General features: G+C 38.6%; 21 protein-coding genes. 11 read left to right on the plus strand and 10 right to left on the minus strand.

The features are described from left to right. Window positions 1-135 precede the first annotated feature (135 nt). The 3 genes from WKK05_RS05460 to WKK05_RS05470 all read left to right on the plus strand — a co-directional run bounded on the left by WKK05_RS05460 (window position 136) and on the right by WKK05_RS05470 (window position 3065). On the plus strand, window positions 136-591 hold the full coding sequence (locus WKK05_RS05460) for a DUF2141 domain-containing protein (protein WP_341528754.1): 456 nt from the start codon (window positions 136-138) through the stop codon (window positions 589-591). Window positions 592-715: 124 nt separating this feature from the next. Beyond that, the gene (locus WKK05_RS05465) at window positions 716-2221 is read left to right on the plus strand and encodes a BamA/TamA family outer membrane protein (protein WP_341528755.1); all 1506 of its coding nucleotides are present in this window, start codon (window positions 716-718) and stop codon (window positions 2219-2221) included. Window positions 2222-2291: 70 nt separating this feature from the next. Beyond that, the gene (locus WKK05_RS05470) at window positions 2292-3065 is read left to right on the plus strand and encodes an ABC transporter permease (RefSeq protein ID WP_341528756.1); all 774 of its coding nucleotides are present in this window, start codon (window positions 2292-2294) and stop codon (window positions 3063-3065) included. Window positions 3066-3158: 93 nt separating this feature from the next. On the opposite strand, the gene WKK05_RS05475 is transcribed toward WKK05_RS05470, so the two are convergent. The 6 genes from WKK05_RS05475 to WKK05_RS05500 form a co-directional block, all read right to left on the minus strand. Continuing rightward, window positions 3159-3782, minus strand: a complete 624-nt coding sequence (locus WKK05_RS05475) for a hypothetical protein (RefSeq protein WP_341528757.1) — start codon at window positions 3780-3782, stop codon at window positions 3159-3161. A 474-nt stretch (window positions 3783-4256) separates the two neighbouring features. Further along, window positions 4257-4574 carry a hypothetical protein gene (locus WKK05_RS05480; RefSeq protein WP_341528758.1) on the minus strand — a complete coding sequence of 106 codons (318 nt, stop codon included), beginning with the start codon at window positions 4572-4574 and terminating at the stop codon, window positions 4257-4259. Between the two features lie 10 nt (window positions 4575-4584). Next, entirely contained in the window at window positions 4585-5289 is a 705-nt protein-coding gene (locus WKK05_RS05485) for a cadmium resistance transporter (protein ID WP_341528759.1), read from the minus strand. A 279-nt stretch (window positions 5290-5568) separates the two neighbouring features. After that, window positions 5569-6231, minus strand: coding sequence for a DUF1003 domain-containing protein (locus tag WKK05_RS05490; RefSeq protein ID WP_341528760.1), 663 nt, complete (start codon window positions 6229-6231; stop codon window positions 5569-5571). A 211-nt stretch (window positions 6232-6442) separates the two neighbouring features. Beyond that, the gene (locus WKK05_RS05495) at window positions 6443-6613 is read right to left on the minus strand and encodes a hypothetical protein (protein ID WP_341528761.1); all 171 of its coding nucleotides are present in this window, start codon (window positions 6611-6613) and stop codon (window positions 6443-6445) included. A 45-nt stretch (window positions 6614-6658) separates the two neighbouring features. Beyond that, entirely contained in the window at window positions 6659-6850 is a 192-nt protein-coding gene (locus WKK05_RS05500) for a hypothetical protein (protein WP_341528762.1), read from the minus strand. A 265-nt stretch (window positions 6851-7115) separates the two neighbouring features. Between WKK05_RS05500 and WKK05_RS05505 the strand changes: the two genes are divergently transcribed. Together WKK05_RS05505 and WKK05_RS05510 are read left to right on the plus strand one after the other, a co-directional pair. Beyond that, on the plus strand, window positions 7116-7538 hold the full coding sequence (locus WKK05_RS05505; RefSeq protein WP_341528763.1) for a hypothetical protein: 423 nt from the start codon (window positions 7116-7118) through the stop codon (window positions 7536-7538). Between the two features lie 500 nt (window positions 7539-8038). Further along, a complete protein-coding gene (locus WKK05_RS05510; protein WP_341528764.1) occupies window positions 8039-8263 on the plus strand; it encodes a hypothetical protein in 225 nt (74 codons plus the stop codon). A gap of 539 nt (window positions 8264-8802) precedes the next feature. On the opposite strand, the gene WKK05_RS05515 is transcribed toward WKK05_RS05510, so the two are convergent. The 3 genes from WKK05_RS05515 to WKK05_RS05525 all read right to left on the minus strand — a co-directional run bounded on the left by WKK05_RS05515 (window position 8803) and on the right by WKK05_RS05525 (window position 13452). Further along, window positions 8803-10119 (minus strand): pentapeptide repeat-containing protein, encoded by a 1317-nt coding sequence (locus WKK05_RS05515; protein WP_341528765.1) that lies wholly within the window; start codon window positions 10117-10119, stop codon window positions 8803-8805. Between the two features lie 829 nt (window positions 10120-10948). Then, window positions 10949-12448 carry a pentapeptide repeat-containing protein gene (locus tag WKK05_RS05520; RefSeq protein WP_341528766.1) on the minus strand — a complete coding sequence of 500 codons (1500 nt, stop codon included), beginning with the start codon at window positions 12446-12448 and terminating at the stop codon, window positions 10949-10951. A gap of 293 nt (window positions 12449-12741) precedes the next feature. Continuing rightward, window positions 12742-13452 (minus strand): pentapeptide repeat-containing protein, encoded by a 711-nt coding sequence (locus WKK05_RS05525; RefSeq protein WP_341528767.1) that lies wholly within the window; start codon window positions 13450-13452, stop codon window positions 12742-12744. A 555-nt stretch (window positions 13453-14007) separates the two neighbouring features. On the opposite strand from WKK05_RS05525, the gene selD reads away from it, so the two are divergent. The 5 genes from selD to WKK05_RS05550 all read left to right on the plus strand — a co-directional run bounded on the left by selD (window position 14008) and on the right by WKK05_RS05550 (window position 20856). Then, on the plus strand, window positions 14008-16326 hold the full coding sequence (gene selD / locus WKK05_RS05530; RefSeq protein WP_341528768.1) for a selenide, water dikinase SelD: 2319 nt from the start codon (window positions 14008-14010) through the stop codon (window positions 16324-16326). 318 nt (window positions 16327-16644) lie between these two features. Then, on the plus strand, window positions 16645-17889 hold the full coding sequence (locus tag WKK05_RS05535; RefSeq protein ID WP_341528769.1) for an ABC transporter substrate-binding protein: 1245 nt from the start codon (window positions 16645-16647) through the stop codon (window positions 17887-17889). A 6-nt stretch (window positions 17890-17895) separates the two neighbouring features. Next, window positions 17896-18846: a branched-chain amino acid ABC transporter permease gene (locus tag WKK05_RS05540; protein WP_341528770.1), complete on the plus strand. Its 951-nt coding sequence runs from the start codon at window positions 17896-17898 to the stop codon at window positions 18844-18846. Between the two features lie 47 nt (window positions 18847-18893). After that, window positions 18894-19844: a branched-chain amino acid ABC transporter permease gene (locus WKK05_RS05545; RefSeq protein ID WP_341528771.1), complete on the plus strand. Its 951-nt coding sequence runs from the start codon at window positions 18894-18896 to the stop codon at window positions 19842-19844. A 220-nt stretch (window positions 19845-20064) separates the two neighbouring features. Continuing rightward, window positions 20065-20856, plus strand: coding sequence for an ABC transporter ATP-binding protein (locus WKK05_RS05550; RefSeq protein ID WP_341528772.1), 792 nt, complete (start codon window positions 20065-20067; stop codon window positions 20854-20856). Window positions 20857-20877: 21 nt separating this feature from the next. Here WKK05_RS05550 and WKK05_RS05555 read toward each other — a convergent pair whose 3' ends face one another. Beyond that, window positions 20878-21648: an Rpn family recombination-promoting nuclease/putative transposase gene (locus WKK05_RS05555; RefSeq protein WP_341528773.1), complete on the minus strand. Its 771-nt coding sequence runs from the start codon at window positions 21646-21648 to the stop codon at window positions 20878-20880. 69 nt (window positions 21649-21717) lie between these two features. Here WKK05_RS05555 and WKK05_RS05560 point away from each other — a divergent pair. After that, window positions 21718-22532 (plus strand): IS5 family transposase gene (locus WKK05_RS05560; protein WP_341528774.1). Its coding sequence is split into 2 segments (ribosomal slippage): window positions 21718-22078 and window positions 22078-22532, totalling 816 coding nucleotides; the frame shifts between segments, so codons are not numbered across the junction. Window positions 22533-22673: the final 141 nt, after the last annotated feature.

The following is a 22673-nucleotide window of genomic DNA, read 5'->3' on the forward strand; positions in this document are numbered from 1 at the left end:
TATGCTTCCTTCACTAAAGCAAACTTTTTTTAACTAACAACTGATAGGTAGACAAAATTTGTTGATTAACTATACTATATTTAAACCTACCTATCAATTGATAGGTAAATGAATTGTCATCTTTTAGGTAAATTCATGCTGCAACACTTTCAAATGTGGAGTGGACTATTGTCCATGCTGGGGATTTTGACAACAGCATTGAGTGCTAACGCAGATATATCCAGCACGTTAGTTGTTGAAGTGAATGGATTGAGAAATCGTCAAGGGCAGGTGTGCTTGAGTATATTTTTAAATAGTCGAGGTTTTCCGAGTAATAGTGCAAATGCATTACAGAGTAAATGCGTTAAGATTACAGATGTTCCATTACAAGTTAAATTTGAACAATTGTCACCAGGAAGCTATGCGATCGGCGTTCTGCATGACGAAAACACTGACAATCAACCAAATCTTAATTTTTTAGGTATCCCGACCGAAGGTTTTGGATTTTCTCGAAATCCAGCTATTGTTGCTGGCCCACCCAAGTTTGCCGATTCGGTCTTTATCGTTGCAGGCCCAACTATGACAGTTCAGATTCAGGTAAATTACTTATAATTCAAGCAATAGGAAAGATTTCACAGTAATATTTTTTACTCACAGTGATTTAAATTATCAGCAGACTATGATAATGGGATAATTTAACTGTTACCAAAGTCTAGCTAATGCCAAAGCTTGAGTTATGGGTATTCAAATAGCTGTAGTTTTGATTGTGGCGATGTTAGTGAGTGGGGAAAATAAGAAAGCGCTTGCGGACTCCCAACCTTCTACTCAAGACAAGACTGGTGATGTTGTGACATCAGGGTACGCTAAATACGGTGATTATATAGAATCGACTTTTGTAGAGAACTCGAAAACAGAAAGCGCCCAAACTCTTGAGTTTTCCCAGCAAGTTGTCAAAGATATCCAGATTCGTTTTGTTAATGACAAAGGTAAGTCAGTCGATGACCAGGGTCAGCCAATTAATGGACGTACCCAAAGAGATTTTATCCTTGGTCTTCTAAGACTTAAACCCGGCCAGGTATTCCGCGAGGATACACTTGAAGCGGACTTGCAACGACTCAGGAGATTAGAGTCATTGAATAAAGTCGAAGTTTTCAAACAAGAAGATGCTTCTGGTGTTGACATTATCTATGATATTCAAGAGCGCCGCTATCCGGCTTTGAACTTCGGAGGTGGCAATAGTGAAGATATTGGGCTTTATGGACAAGTAGGCTATAAAGATGCAAATATTAGTGGTTTGAGCGATCGCCTAGATACAAATATTCAGATCAGCGGTAAAGATGTCCAGTTTAATGGTGAGTTTACTAGCCCTTATCGTCCCGGAGAACCAAACCGTTTAGGCTATAACATTAGAGCTTTTCGCAGTCGAGATTTATCTTCAACCTTCAACGAAGATGTCAAATTATCCAACGGTGACAAAGTGCGCGAAGGAAGATTTGGTGGTTCGGTGGGACTTTTACGGTCTTTCGATGACTGGGATACAGGTATCGCTCTCAACTACACCAGAATTAGCCTTCGGGATAAAGATTACAACGTTACACAAGTTGATAGTTTAGGAAGTCCACTTTCTTTAAGTGGTACTGGCATTGATGACTTATTTACAGTATCTTTTTCCGTATCGAGAGATCAACGCGATCGCCGTGATAATCCAACGCAAGGATCAATCCTTACCCTTAGCACTGAACAAGCAATTCCTATTGGACTAGGTAATATTTCCAGCAACAGACTTCGGGGAGACTATATCCAATATCTACCAGTCACCTGGATAGGTCACGGTCGCCCAACAGATAATCCAGAAATGATCGCTTTTAATTTGCAAATTGGCTCATTTATTGGAGATTTTACGCCAGCTGATGCATTCAATATCGGCGGACTTGATTCTGTAAGAGGCTACGGTTATGGTAAAGTTGCCAGTGGTCGGAGTTATGGTTTGGCTTCTATAGAATATCGTTTCCCAGTTTTTCAATCAATAGGGGGAGTAATCTTTACTGACTTCGCCTCAGATTTCGGGTCTGGTAAAACAGTACTAGGAGAACCCGGCGAACTGCGAGACAAACCTGGGAGTGGCTTTGGTTACGGCTTAGGAGTGCGAGCAAACTCACCTTTTGGACTCATTCGGGGTGACTTCGGAATTAGCGACCAAGGAGAAGTAAGATTTGAAGTTACTACTGGCCAAAGGTTTTGAAATTAGTCCAAAATTGTAGAGACGCGATTCATCGCGTCTACACAAGAGTCCAAATATTGACCCTTGACTAATGAAATATTGGCGTGAAACCATAGCTGTAACTCAACGCATTTTAATTGAACTGTTGCGCCGCCGACGCAGCCTAATTTTTTGGAGTATTTTTCCCGTTTCAGTATTAATTCTCAGCGGATTTATTTTGGCAGAACGAGCAAAACTACCTATAGATGTTGCTTTTGAATATGCAGCACCCTCAACTTTGGCAGGTGCAGCACTATTTTTTAGCTGTTTGGGTGGTAGTGTTGCAACCGTAGTTGCAGAAAGAGAACAGCAAACCCTCAAACGCTTGTTTCTTTCTCCCTTAAGTGGTGCATCCTATTTTTTGGGGATTTTTCTCGCTCATAGTTGCATTGGAATCGGGCAGACACTCTTGGTTTATACTATTGCTGCATTTTGGGGTGCTACCTTTCAAGGTTCGATTTTCTTAGGAATTACAATTATTTTAATGTGTATTATTGCTTATGTCGGCTTAGGTTTTATTTTAGGTACACAATTAGCTCGTCGTATCGAAGATGTCAATTCGTTAGTAGCAGCTTTTGGGGTTCCCTTATTAATTTTAGGTGGAGCATTTTTGCCGAGTTCTCTATTTCCCAAAACATTAATCAATATTGCTAAATTTAACCCAATTTATCATATGAACGAAGCTCTCGTAGGAGTTTCAGCTAAAGGTAATGATATTGATAAAATTGCATTCCACTTTTGGTTTTTATTAGTATTCGCTGTATTAATGGTTTTAGGTGGTTGGTTATCTTATCAACGGATGTTAATAGTTGAAAGGCGACTCTAAACAATACTTAAAGTGAATAATTGTTGTACTGAGTAGAGCTAAAATTCAAGTTTTATGCGTTAACTGCATAAAACTTGAATTGCTTAAGAAAGATTAGTCAATGAGTTGTGGGGTGGGAGTTTGGATATTGATATCTGCTTGAGATAATTTAGGGAGTAACCAGTTGGTTTCACCCACCTTGAAAACTTTGGCAGGTTCAACATTAAAGTCAATCACACCAGTTGCTGGATTGGCTCTAGCAATAGACTGTGTGCCATCAACAAACTTCACAGCGATTGGTTCAGTCAGCTCTTGTGGTTGAGTATTTGGACTGAGAACTACCTGAGTACCTGCGGGCAAGTAGATACCATCGCAATCCCAATCATCATCTGTGATTTGCCCTGCCGCTAAGAAGTAGAGTTGGGTTGGAGATTTTTTTGGTTTATTAGCATAGACAGCCAATGTGTTTCTAGTTTGATTGCGGCACTGCGCCCGCTTAGTAGCAGTTTCTATTACATTCTTCTGAAACTGCAATTGTGCCAGCCGCTGCTGAAATTGTTCAGGTGTATAGCCAGCTTGCTCAGGTGTATCCTTCACAATTAGAAGCTCATTGAGCGCCTGAGTAACCTCAGCATAATCAGCCCCCTTGGTGAAATTTTTGCTAGCCCACGAAGGCTGAGCAATTGTCAGGTTGACGAGCAAAACAAGAGCGACAAGAAAAAATTTGAGAAGCCGCATATTTTTACCTTTTTTTGAGATTAGCATTCGTTCTATCAAGAAATATGATGAGTCATACCAATTTGAAAAAAGAATGTTGACAAATAAACCATGCTGTAGAAGCGCGATTCATCGCGTCTTCACCCAAGGATATGTTGCAATCATTAATTGAATTGGTATCAGTTGTGTAAGAGAGAATGAAGGCAGAATTATTGTCATATTAATGCTTGTCTACATATTGCTATTGGTTTATTTAGTCTGTAGTCTCTGAACGTCAGTGTAAATTTCACTGCATTTGTTATGACTTTACTTTAAGCAAAGTAATTAATAAAAGCAAATAGGATTATTTTTTGATTAAATAATTATAATTGATTAATTGTCTGAGATAATATCTCAATTTTGGAAGTACATGGTTGATGTAACTGACCAAAGACCTTTGAAAAGAGGTTGAAATCTTTACCTATTAGGTAGTTTGGTAGCTGGCTCGACTAACATTTACTTGAATCTTGGCTCTTTAAGATTGGGAAAATTCTCAAGCCTGCTTGGATTCACCCATCGATTAATAAATTCGTTATTATTCTTGCGTACTTGAATTTGTACTTGCTTAGAGCTTAATTTAACTACTTCAGCAGGGATTTTTTGAACATCAGTAGAGTCAGCACGGGCTTTGTAGAGCCATATAACTTTTTGTCCAACTTCAAAGGATTCAGGATTGCTAACTAAGGAAAGATGTGTTTCTGCCCAAGACGGAGATGCAACTACTAAGTTGATTAAAAGTACTAATATTGCTAGAGAAGTAGGAAAGACTTTCATATTGTTTTGTTTACAAACTTTGAGTTCTAAATTTGGAAATTTGAATTATTTTGATAAATCCCATTAAAGATAGACAAGAAACTGTCAAAGTAATTGGAGTTAGCGAGGCACTATCTAAGATAATAAATACACCTAAGCCTATCAATACAAAGGGAACAAAATTATTGCCGTAGCGTGTTAGCAGATTAGCGATCGCTCTTTTACAAGTTAGTTTATATGTTATATAGCACCAAACCCCAACTAGTAACAGAAAGACTGCAACTATTACGAGTAACTCCCAGAGAGTGCTATTAGCAAATAAGGGCATATAAATACCTACATTATCACTACCATTAGCGATGGTAATAGCCGCTACACTATAAGCTTGAGGAGACAAAAAGCTAGCAAAGTTAGAGGAATGAGAAAATTCTGTTTCCGAATTGGTCTCGGAGGACAAATCGCTTTCTAGATTCAGCAGACGATTTAGTCCAAGGGTGATGGGTACTAAACCTAGAAGACCAATCCAATGGGATGGCAGTACCAAGCCTCCTAAAAAACCAACTAGGCTAGCAATGACCAGAGTACAGAAGCCCAGATACTGACCAATGACTATGTGCCGACGACGGAAAGTTGCGTTCACCTGCGAGAATAATAGCGTGAGGATAACTAAATCATCCAAGTTTGTGGCTGTAAAAGCTGTAATTCCAGTGGCAATGGCACTAATAAGTTCGTTCATTTCTATCTCTCCTTCATCAGCACACTGGTGTTCTGTATACTGTTATCTAGTTGATGTCTGCAAATAATCTGGAAAGTCGCTACTAGTCCAAGTGTGGATATGTAACGTCCCAGTTAAACTGATAGGTTAAATTCAAGCTAATATTTGTTTGTATTAAAACTCTACGAAGTTTGTGCTGAATTAACAGTGGAAGAGTCAAGACTTTAATCTATAGAAATACATTAAGTTATTAAAATTTAGACTCGCACTCTATTGGAAGATAACAAAACTGGCTGTAACTCATGGTTGGCGACGAATGTACTGGTCAAAAACTTTGACATTATCTCCAATTGGTAGTTGACGATTGCTAGCTTGATTAACGGCAGCTAGATTGGAAAATTTATCATTCATTTGAACATTGAATCCTGGGACTATACTGACTCGATTTTCTTTAGTCTCTTGGGAAGTAGACACTAAATTTACTTTTAGTTCCCGGAGCATTTTCTGCTGCTCTTTGACAATTTGGCTTAGTTCGGCAAGCTGTTGAGAATGCAAAGTATCTAATTTTTCATGCAGTAGTTCAATATTTTGTCCAGCTCTCAAATTCACTTGGTGGTCAATTTCAGAGTTCCTCCGGTCAGTATCAGATTGGCGATTCTGACTCATCAAAACAATTGGTGCTGTGTAAGCTGAGGCAAATGAAAATACTAAGTTGAGCATCATGAACGGTGACGCATCCCAGTGAGGAACCCCTGGCATTAAATTTATACCGACCCATCCTGCCAAAACGGTGCTTTGGCAAATCAAAAATTTCCAAGAACCGACTTGAGTTGCTAATTTATCAGCAAGGCGTTGCCCTGAAGTTAATTGTTGATTATCAATAAAAATTTGTTCTGGCTTGGGTTGTTGTATCTTAACTACCGTATCAGTTTTGTTTACAAATAATGTTTTAAATGGATTCATGTTGTACCTAGTTGCGTCGCTGGCGTTTGGTTTAACCGGACATTTACAATGTACGCTGCCCAGACGATAGGAACAAATATTCTTTTTGTTCAATACGATAAATAAAAGTGATTATAGTGTTAAATCAGAGTTGACCGCACAGTAGCAGATGTTGATTATCAGCGAGAGTTACTCAATCTCTGCTAGCCACAGCAGCAGGTGTGGCTGTTGCTCATACTCCAGAACCAACTATAAGATTAACTATTTCTTCATTGAGAATATATTCAACTTCAACACCAGTAGTCAATAATTTATGAAAGCGACGGTTATTTTCCAGCAAGTCGGAGCTTTCTGTATAAGTAACCTGAGAGATAGCTGCGGCGATACGCAATATTTTGAGCAACTGAATCAAATGCTCAATAGTTTAAACTATAGAAGCGATGGCGGCTTAATGCAGTAGAGAAGCGATCGCAGTTCCGTATGAGCGATCGCCATGACTAATCCCTAACCACAGGGATTGATTCTGACAATTATATTTGTTGCAATACTTTAACGATTGCAGTGCTAGCCCCCTCATCCCAAAATTATTAATACATAAAAAGTAGGTAATTGCTCTACTTAGCCACAAGCGAACAATCACCTAAATAAATGAGTGTCTTTACGTTTTAACTCGTAAACGCAAACTGTAACGAGTATGTTACCAGTTTCACCTAACAAAAATGTATTTATTTCAAAAATAGTACTTATTGGCGAATGTCTCAGATGTACTCTATGCCGAATCATCTTATCTGCTCGAACTTGGAGGAACAACAAAGATAACAGGACAAACACTTGAAGTTTAGATGTGACGTGGTTGATAACAAGTTACTATACAGCAGTTACTTTCATAGCAGGGCAGCAAGATTATGGCAAAAATTATAGGCACTGATGGAAACGATACTTTGGTCGGAACTCCTGGGAATGACAGATTTATTGGCAGTCCCGGTGATGATATCATTACCGGTGGAAAAGGTACCGATATTATTGACTACAGCGATTTAGGACAAGCTGTGATTGTTCAGCCAGTGGTTATCCAAAAAGGTGCGATTGGAACTGACACGTTTAAAGATTTCTTTGAAACCGTCATTGGTGCTAGGGGACAGGCTAACAGCATTGATGCTACTTCTGATAACACAAATGTATCAATAGTAGCTGACTTGTCTAAAGAAAGACTAGAGATCAGAGTTGTCGGTTTGTCGCCAATAATAGTCAAGGTGAAGAATTTTGTAAATGTAATTGGTACAAATCAAAATGACACCATTACTGCAAACGAAGGTACTTCTCTTTAGTAAAGGAAGTACTGAGGCTCCAAATAAGCAAGTTCCAGTCTCGGCAACGATAATGTGATCGTATTAGCATTCATTTATTTTCTTAATATCTAAAATATTTTTATAGCAGGCACAAAAATATCAGTGCTTAAATTTAGAATCAAGAATTTACAATTTCAATAAACAAATTAATAAAAATTTTAGACTTGCACTAAGTTTGTTTCCACATTTACCTATTAGTTTCTGCAACTTTAAACTTTTTACCATCTCCCATTGGTACAGTATAAATTTTGATTATTTTTGATAACTTAGTCAGTATTCGTTTGCAACGCTCTTCTCAAAGATATGATTTTTCAGACGTCTAAAGACGGTAATCATCTTTTAATCAGCAACTATACAAAAATATCATGCAAAAAATGTGGTTTTAACTACGCTATTACGCTGAATTAGTAAGATAAACTTACGGTATGCGATGTTAGTAAACTACTGAGTTTCATTAAGCAACAAAAAAGGGAGAACCAATGAGTAAAGAAGTAACAAAAGTAATATTCTGGGAAGAAAATCAAAAAGATTTTGTAAAAAAGTTTTATGATTTACAATTTACTCCCAGAATAGGAGAAGAAGTTTACCTAAAAAAGGAGAAATGGAAAGTAACTAGAGTTGAGCATGATTTAGAAGTCAGCGAGGTTAATGTCTACATAGAATTACTCAAAAAAGCTAAGCAGGAAAAATCATCTAATTCCTAAATAAAAGTTAATACCTCAACTATCATGAAAGGGAGGTTATTAGCCTCCCTCAATAGTATCTCTTATGACAACTTTACTTAAAATTAATTTTATACACAAGCCCCATTATACGTGTGAGAATATCTTACTTTTGGGAGTTGCTTTTATCCAAATATAGAAAAATTATTTACCGATTGATAATAACTAATCGACTGAAAGATACACCTAACTCTGTAACCATTTATAAATTTTTTTATTCTATATAAAGCAATACAGTTCAGTTAAGGCTAAAATTCTTTGCCAAAGTCAATTTTTTTAACGTAGACGCGCAGCAGCTTGCCGCAGGCTACCGCCTTCGCATAGCGTCTGTCTGCGACACGCTGCGCGAACGCAGAGAAGGACGCCAAGAGAAGAAAGAAATACTTAACTAAACTGTATTACTATATAAAGCCATTAATAATTATATTACTTCTTCTACTAATTGATAGAAATGGGTCACGGATATTGACAATTATCCATGACCCATTTCTATAAGAATATATTTAAGTTTCAAGTGATTGTTAGCGCCAATGTACTGGTAGTTCAAGATTTTCTGGCAAAATAGTTGTGCGATCGCCAATTGCTAATTCAATCTGCTCTAATTCTAGGTGTACAGATTTGCTTAAGTTTGCCCCAGAAAGATTAGCTTTTTGAAGAAATGCCTCCAGTAGGTTAGTTCCAATCAGGTTTGCTTCTTGTAATTTGGCTTCATAGAGGTTTGCTTCTTGTAGGTCAGCGTCTTGCAGATTAGCTGTACTGAGTAAGACATTTTCTAGGTTAGCTCCAACCAGACTTGCTCTTTGCAAATTACTTCCAATTAAATTTGCTTGTTGGAGGTTACTACCCTCGAAGTTTACTTCACACAGATTAGCGTCACAAAGGATTGCTCCTTCTAAATTGGCATTATCAAGAATTGCTCCTTGCAAATTCGCATCATAAAGGGTTGCTCCTTCCAAGTCGGCATTATAAAGGATTGCCTGAGAAAGATTTGCTTTTCTGAGGATTACCTCTTGCAGATTCGCTTCTGAAAGTATGGCTTTTTGCAGGTTAGCTTCATAGAGAATTGATCCACAGAGATTGGTTTCCGATAAATCTGCCTCAGAAAGGTTTGCTCGGATGAGGTTCACCCATTCCAAGTTGGCTCCTATTAAGATTGCCCCAAAAAGGTTAGCATCCATTAAGTCTGCACCACTGAGGTTTGTATTGCGTAAATCTAGTTTCTGATTTACCGGATCGTTTTGTGAATCACGTCGTCCGATGACAGTTAGTGCCGTTTGGATATCTGTAGGAAGTTTTAATAATTCCCTTAACTCAATTTCATCTTCCTGCCTGACTGGAGCATTCTCTCTGACAAAAGCAGCGAGGATTTCCATAATTGTCCAATGGTCTTTTGGAGAATCTTTTGCAATTCGTTCTAAAGCATAAATAGCGGCAAATCGCGTTTCAATTTTATCATTTCCTAGCTGTTCAATTGCCTTAGAAAAGCGTTCTGGAGCAAATTCTTCTATAGTTTGTTGTTGAAAAGTTCCGCCCAATTTAATATCTTTATCCCAACCTAATATCCTACGTATTTGTCTTGCTACTAAGCTCTGATCTGAATCCACAGAGAGCCTTGATGTATAGTAAGTATTACTCAAAACTGCTAATCCGCCAAAAATTATAGCAATAGCTGTTAATAATTGATTGATGTATTCTACTTTTTGCAGATTTGATAGCCCTTGAATATCGGAAAAAAATGAGAATATTAAAGTTAAAGGGAAAATAGATATAACTGCAATAACTAGTAATAAACTAGTTAATTCATTTAGTTTTATTAAAGACAAGTTGTGAGTCTTCATCACTGACTCCTTGAGGAAGTTTATTTAGGTTTATCCTAAGAGGTCAGGTGAATATTTAATACCGTACAAACACTGATAAAATTGATAATTTTATGAATCTGTTGCATAATAAAACATCTATTTATTTCCTATAAATTATTTAAATAATATGAACGCAAATGGTGTTTAGATGCCACTTTTGCCTTGGATACTGGAAGTTACAGAAATATACAAAAAAAGTCTGCAAAACAAAGACTGTAGGAAGTGTCAGTGTTTAAACCTAATTGAGCAACAAACATTATCTATATAGGTTTTATCAAAGCAGAATTCAGGTGGTCGCACCTCGACTGCGCTCGGTGACCACCGAGTGCAGCCGAGGTGAGTCAGGAGCCAAGAGTAGAGACGCGATTATACTCTTACGAGAAGCCGCTCTTCGAGCGTCTACGCGTCTGTACAGTAGTCAGAATGAATTATGTACTACTGGTAAATGTAGGTTGCTTCCCTATAGGGGTATAAACGCGCTTAAGACCTCTGCCAAATTTCAATAAAGGTGGTCTTCTCCCAAAGGGAGACGCCAGAGGCGAACAATCAGCGCAAAGTCTCTTGTGTTCCGAATTCTTTAATATTTGCAAACAATGCACTTTAATTAGCACAAATGTACTATTTTATGTCATTGGAAAAGGCAATGTTATGTGTATGGCTAGTTATAATTAATAGTAATAAAATCATGTTAACAATTCATAAAAATATTTATTATTTTTAGAATTGTTAGACAGATTTTTGGTAGATACTATAGCACTTGATAAAATTGGTAGAATGCGCCCAAATAACTAATTGATGCTCAGTTTACTTAACCAGATTGCCGCCAATGTGTTGGTGCTTCCATATAATCAGGTAAGCGAGTTGTGCGATCGCCAAGTGCTACTAAAATCTGTTGTGATTCTAAGTTTTTCACACCTGTCAAGATTGCCCCTTCGAGTTTGACATCAACGAGATTTGTCCCAAATAGGTTAGCTCCCATCAGGTTCGAGCGAGTCAAGTTGGCTTGATAGAGGTTTGCCCGCTGTAGGTTAGCTCCAATGAAGTTTGCCTGATACAGGTCAGCTTCAGTTAAGCTGGCTTCTGAGAGGTTGGCAAAATAGACTTCTGTTTGCTTGAGTTTGGCTGCATTCAAGTTAGCTCCAGAGAGGTCAGCTCCATTTAAGTTAGCTCCATTTAAGTTAGCTCCAATTAATCCCGTCTGGTGCAAGTTGGCTTTACCTAGCTTTGCTCCTTGCAGATTAGCCAGAAACATCTTTGCTCCACAGAGGTTGGCGACTTTCAAGGTGGCTTGTTGCAAGTTAGCTTTATATAGGTTTGCCCCAGAGAGGTCAGCTGCACGCAGACTTGCACCAGAAAGGTTAGCTGAACGCAGGTTTGCTCCAGACAGATTAGCGCGATTTAAGTTCGCCCAGCAGAGATTAGCTCCACTCAATCCAGCTTTTTGCAATTTGGTTTCATAGAGAATAGATCCAACCAGTTTAGCGCCATCAAGGTCAACTCCACGCAGGTCAGCCCCACGTAGGTCAGCCCCACTCAAGTCAGCTCCACGCAAGTCTACCTGTTGTAGGTTAGCTCCTACCAAGTCTGCTCGCCTGATGTCGGTACTGCGTAAATCAAGTTTCTGATTTAAGGGATCTTCGAGTGAATTGCGTCGTGCAATCACTGTTAAGGCTGCTTGAATATCGGTGCGAATTTTAGGCGATTCTTCATATAAATTTTGCTCTAACTGTTGTGTAGTACGTGACCTAACTCTCCGCCTACCCAAGTAAACTGCTGGTGAGTATTCTGATTTTTGTTGCTCTACTTGCACTTGCTGGCTTGGTGCATTCTCTCGCACAAAGGCGGTGAGGATTTGGATAATTGTCCAATGTTCTTGAGGAAAATCTTGAGCAACTCGTTCTAATGCATAAATTGCGCCTGTTCGCGTTTCAATTTTATCATGCCCAAGCTGTGCGATCGCTGCCATAAAACGTTCTGCAATCAACCTATCTTGATTGAGTTTGGCATTTTGAATGTCAATTTCCAGGTTTTTTTCAGCAGCGAGCCTCCATTGGAGGAGTTCCGCTAAGGCATTTTTATGCATAGCTTGGGTTCGCTTCGCCGCGTAGTAAGCATTAAAAATTGCTGCCGATACTAAAAAAACTATTGCAGTAGTTATTAATGCTTGGTTTCTGTACTGTATCTTTTCTGGAGTTGACAATTCCTTAATGCTGGACAATGCGAAGAAAATTACAGTTAATGAGAGGGCAAATATAACTGTGATGGTTATTAACCATTTCAACAGGGCGTCTGTCTTGTTAGCAGACATGGTAGAAATATTCCTCACAATCCAGAATTATTACTTAGATGTTAGGGAATAACAGTATACCATTTTGCTTAATTTTTTGATATGTCTCAAAAGACTTATTTAAATTAAGGATGGCATTTTAATAGACTAAAATTTTGATTTTATTTGGGCAACTTAGTGCATAGACGCACAACAGTAGTGGTAAGTTCTGAGTAACAAGTACTGAAGTTGCTCAGCAATGCTTCCCAAAGAGATATCCTCTCATTAAGAGTGGCTTGTTAATAAATATCTACCAGCTTGACTGTTTTGATGTTTTATTCCGAGAATTTCACTTCCCTCAGATTTGCCTCGTTGAGTATGACACCATCAAGGATTGTCCCACACAGCCTAGCTAAATATAAATTTGCCCGATGCAGATTGGCTCCAGAAAGGTTTGCTCCTTCCATGTTGGCGGCGCTGAGAATTGCTCCTTTTAAGTTGGCTTCTGTGAGATTTGCCCCTTCTAAGTTAGCTGCACTCAGGATTGCTCCTTCTAGGTTGGCTTTTCTCAGGTTTGCCCCAGAGAGATTAACTTGATAGAGATTTGTCTGTTCTAGATTTGCCCCTTTCAGATTTACTCCCCTCATGTCGGTATGACTCAAATCAATTTGCTCATTTTCTGGGTCTTTATTTGCATCTCTTCTAGCAATAACAGTAAGGGCTGCTTGAATATCTGTGCGAATTTTTACTGTTGAATTGCTTATTATTTTCTTTTGGGGTATATAAGGAGAATTATTCCGCACAAAAGTAGTCAAAATATCCATAATTAACCAGTGGTATTGTGGATATTCCTGGCTGATTTGCTCTAAATCATTGACTACGACCAGACTAGTTTCTATTGTATTATTCGCTAATTGTTCAATTGCTGTTCTTAAACGTTGTTTTGGTGACTGATATCGAGTAAAGTTAAACTTTTCCTGGATAGGATGTACCCGAAGTAAGATTTTTGCTAGAAAACTATTGTTTGTTTGTAAAATATTTTTCATTACATAAAACTATTAATAATTACTGTTAACATAACTAAAGCGATTATAGAATTTTTTCGTTTTAGTAGTGTGTGCTATTGCTTCATGTATAGTCAAGATTAAGTGAAGTAGTAAATATAAGTACTAATGTGATCGAAGCAAGAAAAATATAACTTTTCCGTAAGTAGATATAAATAAACACACGCGATCGCCTAAGTCATCAATCGTCAGTTTTACTAACTACTCTTCTTTATTCACTGACAATTGATGCTCATCCTGATGATTTTATTTATGCTTAATCATTAAATAACTAGCAGTCAGTTATTTAATTTAAATATTTTGTTAGGATGCATCACAAGAGCCTTTTTTAAAGACTAGATTACTAGGGTGTATTAGCTTAAAAGATAAATTTTATACTAAGTAAAAAATATTACATAATATATAATTAGTGAAGATAGTAATCTAGAAAATGAATCTTAGGAGAAAATTCATATTTTGCAATATTTTCCAGAAAACCTTCCAAAAAACTTTTCTCCGTGCAGGCGGGTATCCAAACATGAATTAACCGTATGTTAGATGCAGCAAAACTTACAGCCGATAATCAAAGACCTAGTGCTAATTGGTGGCGGTCACAGCCATGCCATTGTGCTGAGAATGTTTGGCATGAAACCTTTGCCAGGAGTACGTTTAACGTTAATTACCGCCGCTTCAGACACAGCCTATTCTGGGATGCTACCAGGACATATTGCTGGCTTTTACAGCCATGATGAATGCCATATCGACTTGCGGCCCTTAGCAAACTTTGCTCAAGCACAGTTGTATATTGATAAAGTAGTTGCTCTTGACTTAGAAAACAATAAAGTTGTTTGTGCTAACCGACCTGCTGTAGATTTTGATGTGCTGTCCATTGATATTGGCAGTACTCCCTCTGCTATATCTGTATTAGGTGCAGCAGAATATGCAATTGCGGCTAAACCAGTAACGCATCTGCTAAAACATTGGCATCAGCTAATTGAAACAGTAGCGAAAAACCCGCAAGAACCAATAAGTATTGGGATTGTAGGTGGAGGTGCAGGCGGTGTAGAATTGGCGCTATCGATGCGATCTAATTTGCTTCAGATTTTGCATCGAAATCAACAACCAATTCAAAATTTAGCAATTCATTTATTCCAGCGTGATACAGAATTAATGCCGAACTATCATCAATCGGCACGACATCAAATTCAGCAAATTTTAATTGAGCAAGGTATTAAGCTGCATCTTGGCGAAAGTGTGTGTAATGTCGAACCAATGACACACGAAGAAGCTAGAGAAAGATTTAAAATTAAATGTGAATCTGGTTTGGCAGTAGAGTGTAATAAAATTTTTTGGGTAACACAAGCATCAGCACCAGACTGGTTAAAAGCATCTGGACTAAAGATTGATCAGCAAGGGTTTATCCTAGTAGAAGACACATTACAATCTTCAACGCATCCGCACATATTTGCTGCTGGTGATGTCGCCACAATGATTAATTATCCCCGTCCGAAAGCGGGGGTATTTGCTGTGCGTCAAGGTAAGCCTTTATTTGAAAACTTACAGCGGGTTTTATTAGGTAAGTCGCTCAAACCTTATAAACCACAGCAACAATATTTAAGTTTAATTGGTACAGGAGATGGACGAGCGATCGCAACAAAAGGTGCTTTCACTTTACCACCTCATAAACTATTGTGGCGTTGGAAAGATTGGATTGACCGCCGCTTTATGGAACGTTTTAGTACGGGACTGGGGACTAGGGACTGGCGACTGGGGAAATCTCAACTCTTAACTTCTAACTCTTCACTCATAACTCAGAACTCAAAACTCAGCACTCTTAAATGTGCTGGATGTGGTTCTAAGGTTGGCGCTACAGTTTTAGAACGAGTGTTATCTCGCATTCAACAAGAACAACCAATTGGTAAAGACAGACGAGATATCGTTATTGGTTTAGATGCACCGGATGATGCAGCAGTGATACAAATACCAACAGGTAAATCGCTGGTGCAAACGATTGATTATTTTCGCAGTTTAATTAATGACCCGTATATATTTGGGCAAATTAGCGCCAATCATTGCTTGAGCGATATTTTTGCAATGGGGGCTACTCCTCATAGTGTACTTGCGATCGCCACCATTCCCTACGCTATCCCCAGCAAAATTGAAGAAACGCTATATCAATTATTATCTGGTGCTGTCAAGGTACTAAATCAAACACAAGCGCCGTTAATTGGCGGACACACCAGTGAAGGCACAGAACTAGCTTTTGGCTTGTCTTGTAATGGTGTGGCTGATTCTGATAAACTGCTACGCAAAGGTGGGATGCAACCAGGACAAGTGCTAATTCTAACCAAAGCCCTGGGAACAGGAACGTTATTTGCTGCTGATATGCGCCGCCAAGCCAAAGGTAGTTGGATTGATAGTGCAGTTGAGTCGATGCTATTATCCAATCAAGCTGGGGCCAATTGTTTATTGCAACATGGGGCAACTGCTTGTACTGATATTACAGGCTTTGGCTTGGTGGGACATTTAATGGAAATGGTGCAAGCCTCCCACGTTGCTATTGAGTTACAACTTGCAGCTATTCCAGTTTTAAAAGGTGCTATTGAAACGTTGCAAAAAGGGATTTTTAGCTCACTTCAACCAGAAAACCTACGAATATCAACTTACATTCAAAATAGGGTATTAGCTGAGTCTCACCCTAATTATCCCCTATTATTTGACCCACAAACCGCCGGCGGACTTTTAGCCTCCATTCCAAACGAGCAAGCTACCCATTGTATAGCTGCACTCCAAGCCTTGGGGTATTCTCAAACCTGCATAATTGCTAAGATTTTACCGCCACTTACTCTTACACAACCAATTAACTTAATTGTTTAATTATGCGTCTTCTGGGTGTGTATTGGAATATCAATATTAAGACACTACTTCTACAGATAAACTAGCTAGCTTACTTAGTAAAGCAATCCCCACGTAGAACCTGCCAATGATAAAATTATCTTGCGCTCTTCTTTGCGTCTTTGCGTGAGACAAAAAAATGTTATATATCCAAGAGGTCTAATAATTTGTATTGACAAACACTTTGCGTTTTTCGCTTTGCATGGTCAAATAAAAATGATTTAATAAAACCTTGCAAAAGCTAAAACAGATTCAAACACTTTTTTGCACTTGGTCTAATAACTACATAGTCATACATCAATGAAAGACTCTATTGCTCGGACAACAGCGTTATTATCTACTTGTACTATATTTCTAACAGCTTGTGGCGGAGGTACTCAAACAGGTGCAAGTTCAGCTAATAATACAACTAACACCGCGACTAACACCACAACTACAACAAGTACATCTGGTGCAATACCTATTGGTATTGCTGTTGCACAAACTAGCAATGTCGCATTACTGGGTCAAGAGCAAGTTGCTGGAGCCAAAATTGCTGAGAAGTATTTCAATGATAAAGGTGGTATCAACGGCACTCCGATTAAATTGATATTTCAAGATACTAGCGGTGATGAAGCTGGAGCAATTAATGCTTTTCAAAGTCTAATTAATAAAGATAAAGTTATTGGGATTGTCGGCCCAACTTTATCACAGCAAGCCTTTAGCGCTGACCCCGTTGCCGAACGCGCCAAAGTACCAGTAATCGGCCCCTCAAATACTGCTAAGAACATACCGGAAATTGGTGATTATGTTGCTCGTGTGTCTGCACCAGTTTCTATTGTTGCTCCTAACTCAGTGAAAGCTGCACTAAAGCAAAATCCCCAGATTAAAAAAGTTGCAGTTTTCTACGCTCAAAATGATGCATTTAGCAAGTCAGAAACGGAGATTTTCCAGCAGACCGTGAAGGATCAAAAGCTGGAATTAGTAACAGTGCAGAAGTTCCAAACAAGTGACACAGATTTTCAGAGTCAAGCAACCAATGCTATTAACCTAAAACCAGATTTAGTAATTATTTCTGGTTTAGCTGCGGATGGTGGTAACTTAGTCCGACAGCTACGAGAACTAGGTTATAAAGGTTTAATTGTTGGTGGTAATGGACTCAATACTTCAAATATATTGCCAGTTTGTAAAGCACTTTGTGACGGTGTGTTGATTGCTCAAGCTTACAGTCCTGAGCAAGTAGGTGAAGTTAACAATGCATTTCGGAAAGCTTATGTTGACCAATACAAGAAAGAACCACCTCAATTTAGCGCTCAGGCTTTTGCTGCGGTACAGGTTTATGTAGAAGCTCTTCAAAGTTTAGATAAGCAAAGTAAAGTTAATAAATTACCTCTGAATCAATTACGAACAAACTTGAACAAACAGCTACTATCTGCAAAATATAATACACCCCTGGGTGAAATTGCTTTTACTCCTGTAGGTGAGGTAGTACAAAAAGAATTTTATGTTGCTCAAATCAAAATGGATAAAGATGGAAATCAGGGTAAATTTACATTTCTCAAATAGGTTTTCATGACTATAAATCTGTTTTTGCAGCAATTGTTAAATGGGTTATCCATTGGCAGCGTTTACGCGATTTTTGCTTTAGGATATACCCTGGTTTATTCCATTTTGGGCATTATTAATTTAGCTCATGGTGCGATTTTTACCTTGGGTGCATATTTTACTTATGCACTCATGGGTGGTAGCTTTGGATTTAACGGTTTGTTAGCTAATGCAGCCTTACCTATTAAATTACCATTTGCGATCGCCTTATTTTTAGGAAGTATTTTAGCAGGATTGGTGGGAGTAGCAATGGAACGTATTGCTTTTCAACCTTTGCGGCGTCAAGGTTCTGACCCTTTGCTGACAGTTGTTTCTAGCTTGGGTGTGGCTGTAGTAATTGTCAACTTAATTCAGTATTTAGTAGGCGCAGAAAGTTACACATTCCCAGCTAATACCTACGGTAATTTACCACCAGCTATTAACTTTGGGACTCCAGAAAACCCAATTCCTATTCGCAGCGTACAGGTGGTAATTTTTGCTGTATCTGTAGTGTTTGTGGCAATTCTTACCTACTTTATTAATAGTACTAAATATGGTAAGGCAATGCAGGCGATCGCAGAAGATCCAACTACTGCTAGTTTATTAGGAATTAATAGTGACAGGTTTATTATCTTAACATTCTTCATCAGTAGTTTTCTGGCAGGATTGGCAGGAACTTTAGTTGCTTCTAGTGTTAGCATTGCTGGCCCATATTTCGGTATTGCTTTCGGTTTGAGGGGTTTAGCAGTAATTGTCTTAGGTGGTTTAGGTAGTATTCCTGGTGCAGTCTTAGGAGGCTTGGTAATTGGATTAGCAGAAGCTTTAGTACCAAGTGAATACTCTGCTTTTAAAGATGCCGTAGCCTTTGGAATATTGTTTATTATGCTATTAGTAAGACCTCAAGGTTTACTTGGACGGCGCTTTATTCAAAAGGTATAAATTCACAAGACCGATAGCTTGATTAAGCTTAATCAAAATATTTAAAAATGGCAGATTTTTTCATTACTTACGGTGCAATTATCGTCTCTATGGTATTAGGGGCATTGCTCGGTTTATCTTTGTATTTGCCATTAATGGCTGGGCAATTATCTTTAGCTAGCCCTGGATTTTATGCTGTTGGTGGATATGTTGCGGCAATTTTATCTACCACAGTGTTTGCTACCCCTGCTGCTAATTTATTTCCTATTCCTCTGCTGTTATTAGAAATGCTAATTGCTGGAATTTTATGTGGTTTTTTAGGTATAGCAGTAGGAGTTCCTGTATTACGATTACGCGGAATTTATTTAGCGATCGCCACCATTGCATTTGTAGAAGTTTTGCGAGTAGTTTCCCTAAATTTAGATATTACAGGCGGTGCGATCGGGATTCCTAATATTCCCCAACCTTTCGATATTCAAATCAGCTATTTATGGATTGCTCTACCTTTACTAATAATTAGTATGGTATTAATCTATCGCCTAGAACGTATTCGTGTAGGAAGAGCATTTATCGCTATTCGCGAAGATGAATTAGCTGCGGGTGCGATGGGAATTGACCCAACTTATTACAAAGTTTTAGCTTTTACTCTCGGAGCAATTCTTGCAGGGGTAGTAGGAGCAATTAGCGCTCACTTTCTTAATACCTGGAATGCTCGCCAAGGTACTTTTGATGCAAGTATTATATATTTAACTTTTGTATTGATTGGTGGTTCAAGAACTTTTTTAGGTTCGGTAGTAGGGGGTATGGTGTTTACCGCCTTACCAGAAATTTTACGAAACATAGCTGACACAGGTGGATTACCTGCTTGGTTAGCACAGTTTTTGCGCGATGGGAGATTAATTATTTTTGGTTTACTAATAGTAATAGGTACAATTTTTTTCCCGCAAGGATTGGTAACTCCAGATATTTTTCAAAGACGCAAAATTAGAGATAGGCAAAGCAATGTATCGCAAAAGTAAATTATTTATAATACCAATTCGCTATGATAATGCACTTAATATTTTTAAACGAACCGCATATTCCTACGGAGAAGCAAGCTACGCGTTAGCGTCTCCCCTTCTCCCAAAGGGAGAGGCTAGCGCCAAGGGAGAAGGACGCAAAGGAAAAAGGAGCAATTATTAAGTGCAAGCTTATGGAGGATTGGGATTACTTAACTAATTAATATGCAAAAATAAAATAATGTCAAACAGTATCCCAACAGTTAACAGCAGTGTTATTTTAGAAGCTAAAGGATTAACTCGCCGTTTTGGGGGGTTAGTGGCGGTAAATAATGTATCTTTTTCAGTAAATAAACATGAGATTTTTGGACTAATTGGCCCTAATGGTGCAGGAAAAACCACACTGTTTAATTTGATTACTGCCTTTATTCCGCCTTCTAGTGGAGAATTACTTTATCAAGGTGCAGAAATTTCTCGGTTGCGTCCGCACAAAATTGCTGCTTTAGGGATATCTCGTACCTTCCAAAATATTCGTTTATTTGGAGAATTATCAGCGTTAGAAAATGTGATAATTGCCCGACATCTGCATACTAAAAGTAGTGTGATTACAGGAGTTTTGGGATTACCACCAGCCCCAAGTGAAGAATCTAAAAGTAAGCAGAAAGCTTTAGATTTATTGGATATGATTGGCTTAAGCGATCGCGCCACCGAAAAAGCCAAAAACTTTCCCTACGGTGATCAACGTCGCTTAGAAATTGCCCGCGCTTTAGCATTAGAACCGCAAATCTTACTCCTCGATGAACCTGCTGCGGGTATGAACCCTAACGAAAAACAGCTACTAAGTACATTCATCCGCAGTCTTCGCGATCGCTTCAATTTGACGATTATCCTGATTGAACATCATGTACCTTTAGTTATGGGTTTGTGCGATCGCATTGCCGTGTTAGATTTTGGACAACTAATTGCTTTGGGTGAACCCGCTGTTGTCAGAAATAATCCAGCTGTAATTGAAGCTTACCTGGGAAATGAATAATAGGTAAATATCTGTCTTCAATTACAAAACTTGCTGAAATTCCTCAATATTATTTGCAGTTACAACATTACGTAAAATCGTCTTCAAACGCTCTATATCATTAATTTCGCTGATTTGTGGCATCAACAGTAACCCGTTGTTGCCGAATTTCAACTCCAAATTAATTTCAATACTAGAAAGTATTCCTCGCCGTTCTCCACGTGCTTCTCCGCGTGCTTCTCCTTCGTGTAAAATTTCCTGATACCAGGGTGACTCATATAAAACAGCCATATCCCACCTCATGATTTCCTGAACTAAGGCACTCTCTAAAACAAAGGTAGCAAAAAAAGCTAAGACGGTTTCCAGTTGGTTTAGTTGTTCATCAGCACGCAGAATCTGCAATGCTTCTCTAATGGTAGATTCATTTTCACCACCTTTAAGAATTGGTACAAACGGTAGCAATGAGGGTAAGGGTTGTTCAAAGGCAATGTTGACATCGACTTCCCAGAGATTAATCACACGGTAATCTTGTACTACCTGTAATCCTGCAAGATTCGATGTAAAGCTTGTAGGTATTGCTTCGTTACCAGTTTTGAGGATATTGATTAAAACAGGGTAGGTGGGTAAATTATATTTTTCTTCAGCAAGCGCAGAATATGCACGCATCCAGCGTGGCATTTGGGGTTGATAGCGTAATTGCAATTCGTTGAGAACGAGAAATTCTCCATATTCAAGACTAGTGACGCGAATTAAAACATCACTTTCTCGGCTGATCCACTGAAATTCTGAGAGGCTATTTATAAAGTAAATCAAAAGGCGACCAGGCGGGGATTACCACAAGGATTAAAATACCTCATGTACAGTATATTTACATAGTTGCTCATGGCACGAAAGTTTTATCCCACAGACTTGAATGATATGGAGTGGGAAATCCTGGCACCCTTAATTCCACCAGCCAAAGGAGGAGGGCATCCGCGCACAACTGATATGCGCTCAGTATGCAATGCGATCTACTATCACTTAAAAACTGGATGTCAATGGAATATGCTTCCAGCAGACTTTCCTCCCAGTTCAACAGTTTACAGCTACTACAGGAAATGGCAGCGCAAAGGGGTTTGGGAAAAATTAAACCATACACTACGTGGTCAGGTTCGCTTGAAATTAGGTAAATCAACACAACCAACTGCGTTAGCAAAGCTCGCCGTAGGCATCGCAGCAGACAGCCAATCAGTAAAGACGGCTGAAAAAAGGGGGATGTGTATGGCTTTGATGGGGGTAAAAAGGTAAAAGGACGAAAACGCCAGACTTTGGTTGATAGTCTAGGACTCTTGTTGAAAGTGGTGGTTAGTGAAGCAAATGCCCCAGAAAGATTACTTGCTGCCTACGCTTTGATGGAACTGCTAGAGGAACGTCCAGAATTGTTGGAAAAAGTTGAAGTCATGTGGGTTGATTCCGGTTATGACGGGGATAAATTTGCGCTTTGTGTTTGGTTAATGATTCAAGCTCATGTTGAGGTAATGCGGCGTACTGAGCAAGAATTTCAGATTTTGCCCAAACGTTGGGTAGTAGAAAGAACATTTGGGTGGTTTAACCAGTACCGCCGTCTTAGTAAGGATTATGAGCGTCTCCCAGAAATGAGTGAAGCAGCTATATATGCTGTCATGACTCGTATTATGTTACGTCGTCTTGTTGTCTAAAGATTTACTTTATAAATGGTCTCTAAATATTGTAAGTGAAGAGTGAAATTATTGTATTTCGCCAGATATTACTTGAAATCCGTTAGTAACCTCACACATTTTTTATGCTTTTTAACAACTATTTAATATTAGTAAATATTC

Source organism: Nostoc sp. UHCC 0302 (assembly GCF_038096175.1).
Classification (GTDB): domain Bacteria; phylum Cyanobacteriota; class Cyanobacteriia; order Cyanobacteriales; family Nostocaceae; genus UHCC-0302.

Excerpts from the sequence above, each read along its gene's own strand:
- WKK05_RS05525 (WP_341528767.1), bottom strand. The coding sequence starts at position 13,452 with ATGAAAAATATTTTACAAACAAACAATAGTTTTCTAGCAAAAATCTTA.
- WKK05_RS05490 (WP_341528760.1), bottom strand. The coding sequence starts at position 6,231 with ATGAATCCATTTAAAACATTATTTGTAAACAAAACTGATACGGTAGTT.
- WKK05_RS05545 (WP_341528771.1), top strand. The coding sequence starts at position 18,894 with ATGGCAGATTTTTTCATTACTTACGGTGCAATTATCGTCTCTATGGTA.
- WKK05_RS05475 (WP_341528757.1), bottom strand. The coding sequence starts at position 3,782 with ATGCGGCTTCTCAAATTTTTTCTTGTCGCTCTTGTTTTGCTCGTCAAC.
- WKK05_RS05460 (WP_341528754.1), top strand. The coding sequence starts at position 136 with ATGCTGCAACACTTTCAAATGTGGAGTGGACTATTGTCCATGCTGGGG.
- WKK05_RS05465 (WP_341528755.1), top strand. The coding sequence starts at position 716 with ATGGGTATTCAAATAGCTGTAGTTTTGATTGTGGCGATGTTAGTGAGT.
- WKK05_RS05515 (WP_341528765.1), bottom strand. The coding sequence starts at position 10,119 with ATGAAGACTCACAACTTGTCTTTAATAAAACTAAATGAATTAACTAGT.
- WKK05_RS05550 (WP_341528772.1), top strand. The coding sequence starts at position 20,065 with ATGTCAAACAGTATCCCAACAGTTAACAGCAGTGTTATTTTAGAAGCT.
- WKK05_RS05480 (WP_341528758.1), bottom strand. The coding sequence starts at position 4,574 with ATGAAAGTCTTTCCTACTTCTCTAGCAATATTAGTACTTTTAATCAAC.
- WKK05_RS05470 (WP_341528756.1), top strand. The coding sequence starts at position 2,292 with ATGAAATATTGGCGTGAAACCATAGCTGTAACTCAACGCATTTTAATT.
- selD (WP_341528768.1), top strand. The coding sequence starts at position 14,008 with ATGCAGCAAAACTTACAGCCGATAATCAAAGACCTAGTGCTAATTGGT.
- WKK05_RS05540 (WP_341528770.1), top strand. The coding sequence starts at position 17,896 with ATGACTATAAATCTGTTTTTGCAGCAATTGTTAAATGGGTTATCCATT.
- WKK05_RS05510 (WP_341528764.1), top strand. The coding sequence starts at position 8,039 with ATGAGTAAAGAAGTAACAAAAGTAATATTCTGGGAAGAAAATCAAAAA.
- WKK05_RS05505 (WP_341528763.1), top strand. The coding sequence starts at position 7,116 with ATGGCAAAAATTATAGGCACTGATGGAAACGATACTTTGGTCGGAACT.
- WKK05_RS05520 (WP_341528766.1), bottom strand. The coding sequence starts at position 12,448 with ATGTCTGCTAACAAGACAGACGCCCTGTTGAAATGGTTAATAACCATC.
- WKK05_RS05535 (WP_341528769.1), top strand. The coding sequence starts at position 16,645 with ATGAAAGACTCTATTGCTCGGACAACAGCGTTATTATCTACTTGTACT.
- WKK05_RS05485 (WP_341528759.1), bottom strand. The coding sequence starts at position 5,289 with ATGAACGAACTTATTAGTGCCATTGCCACTGGAATTACAGCTTTTACA.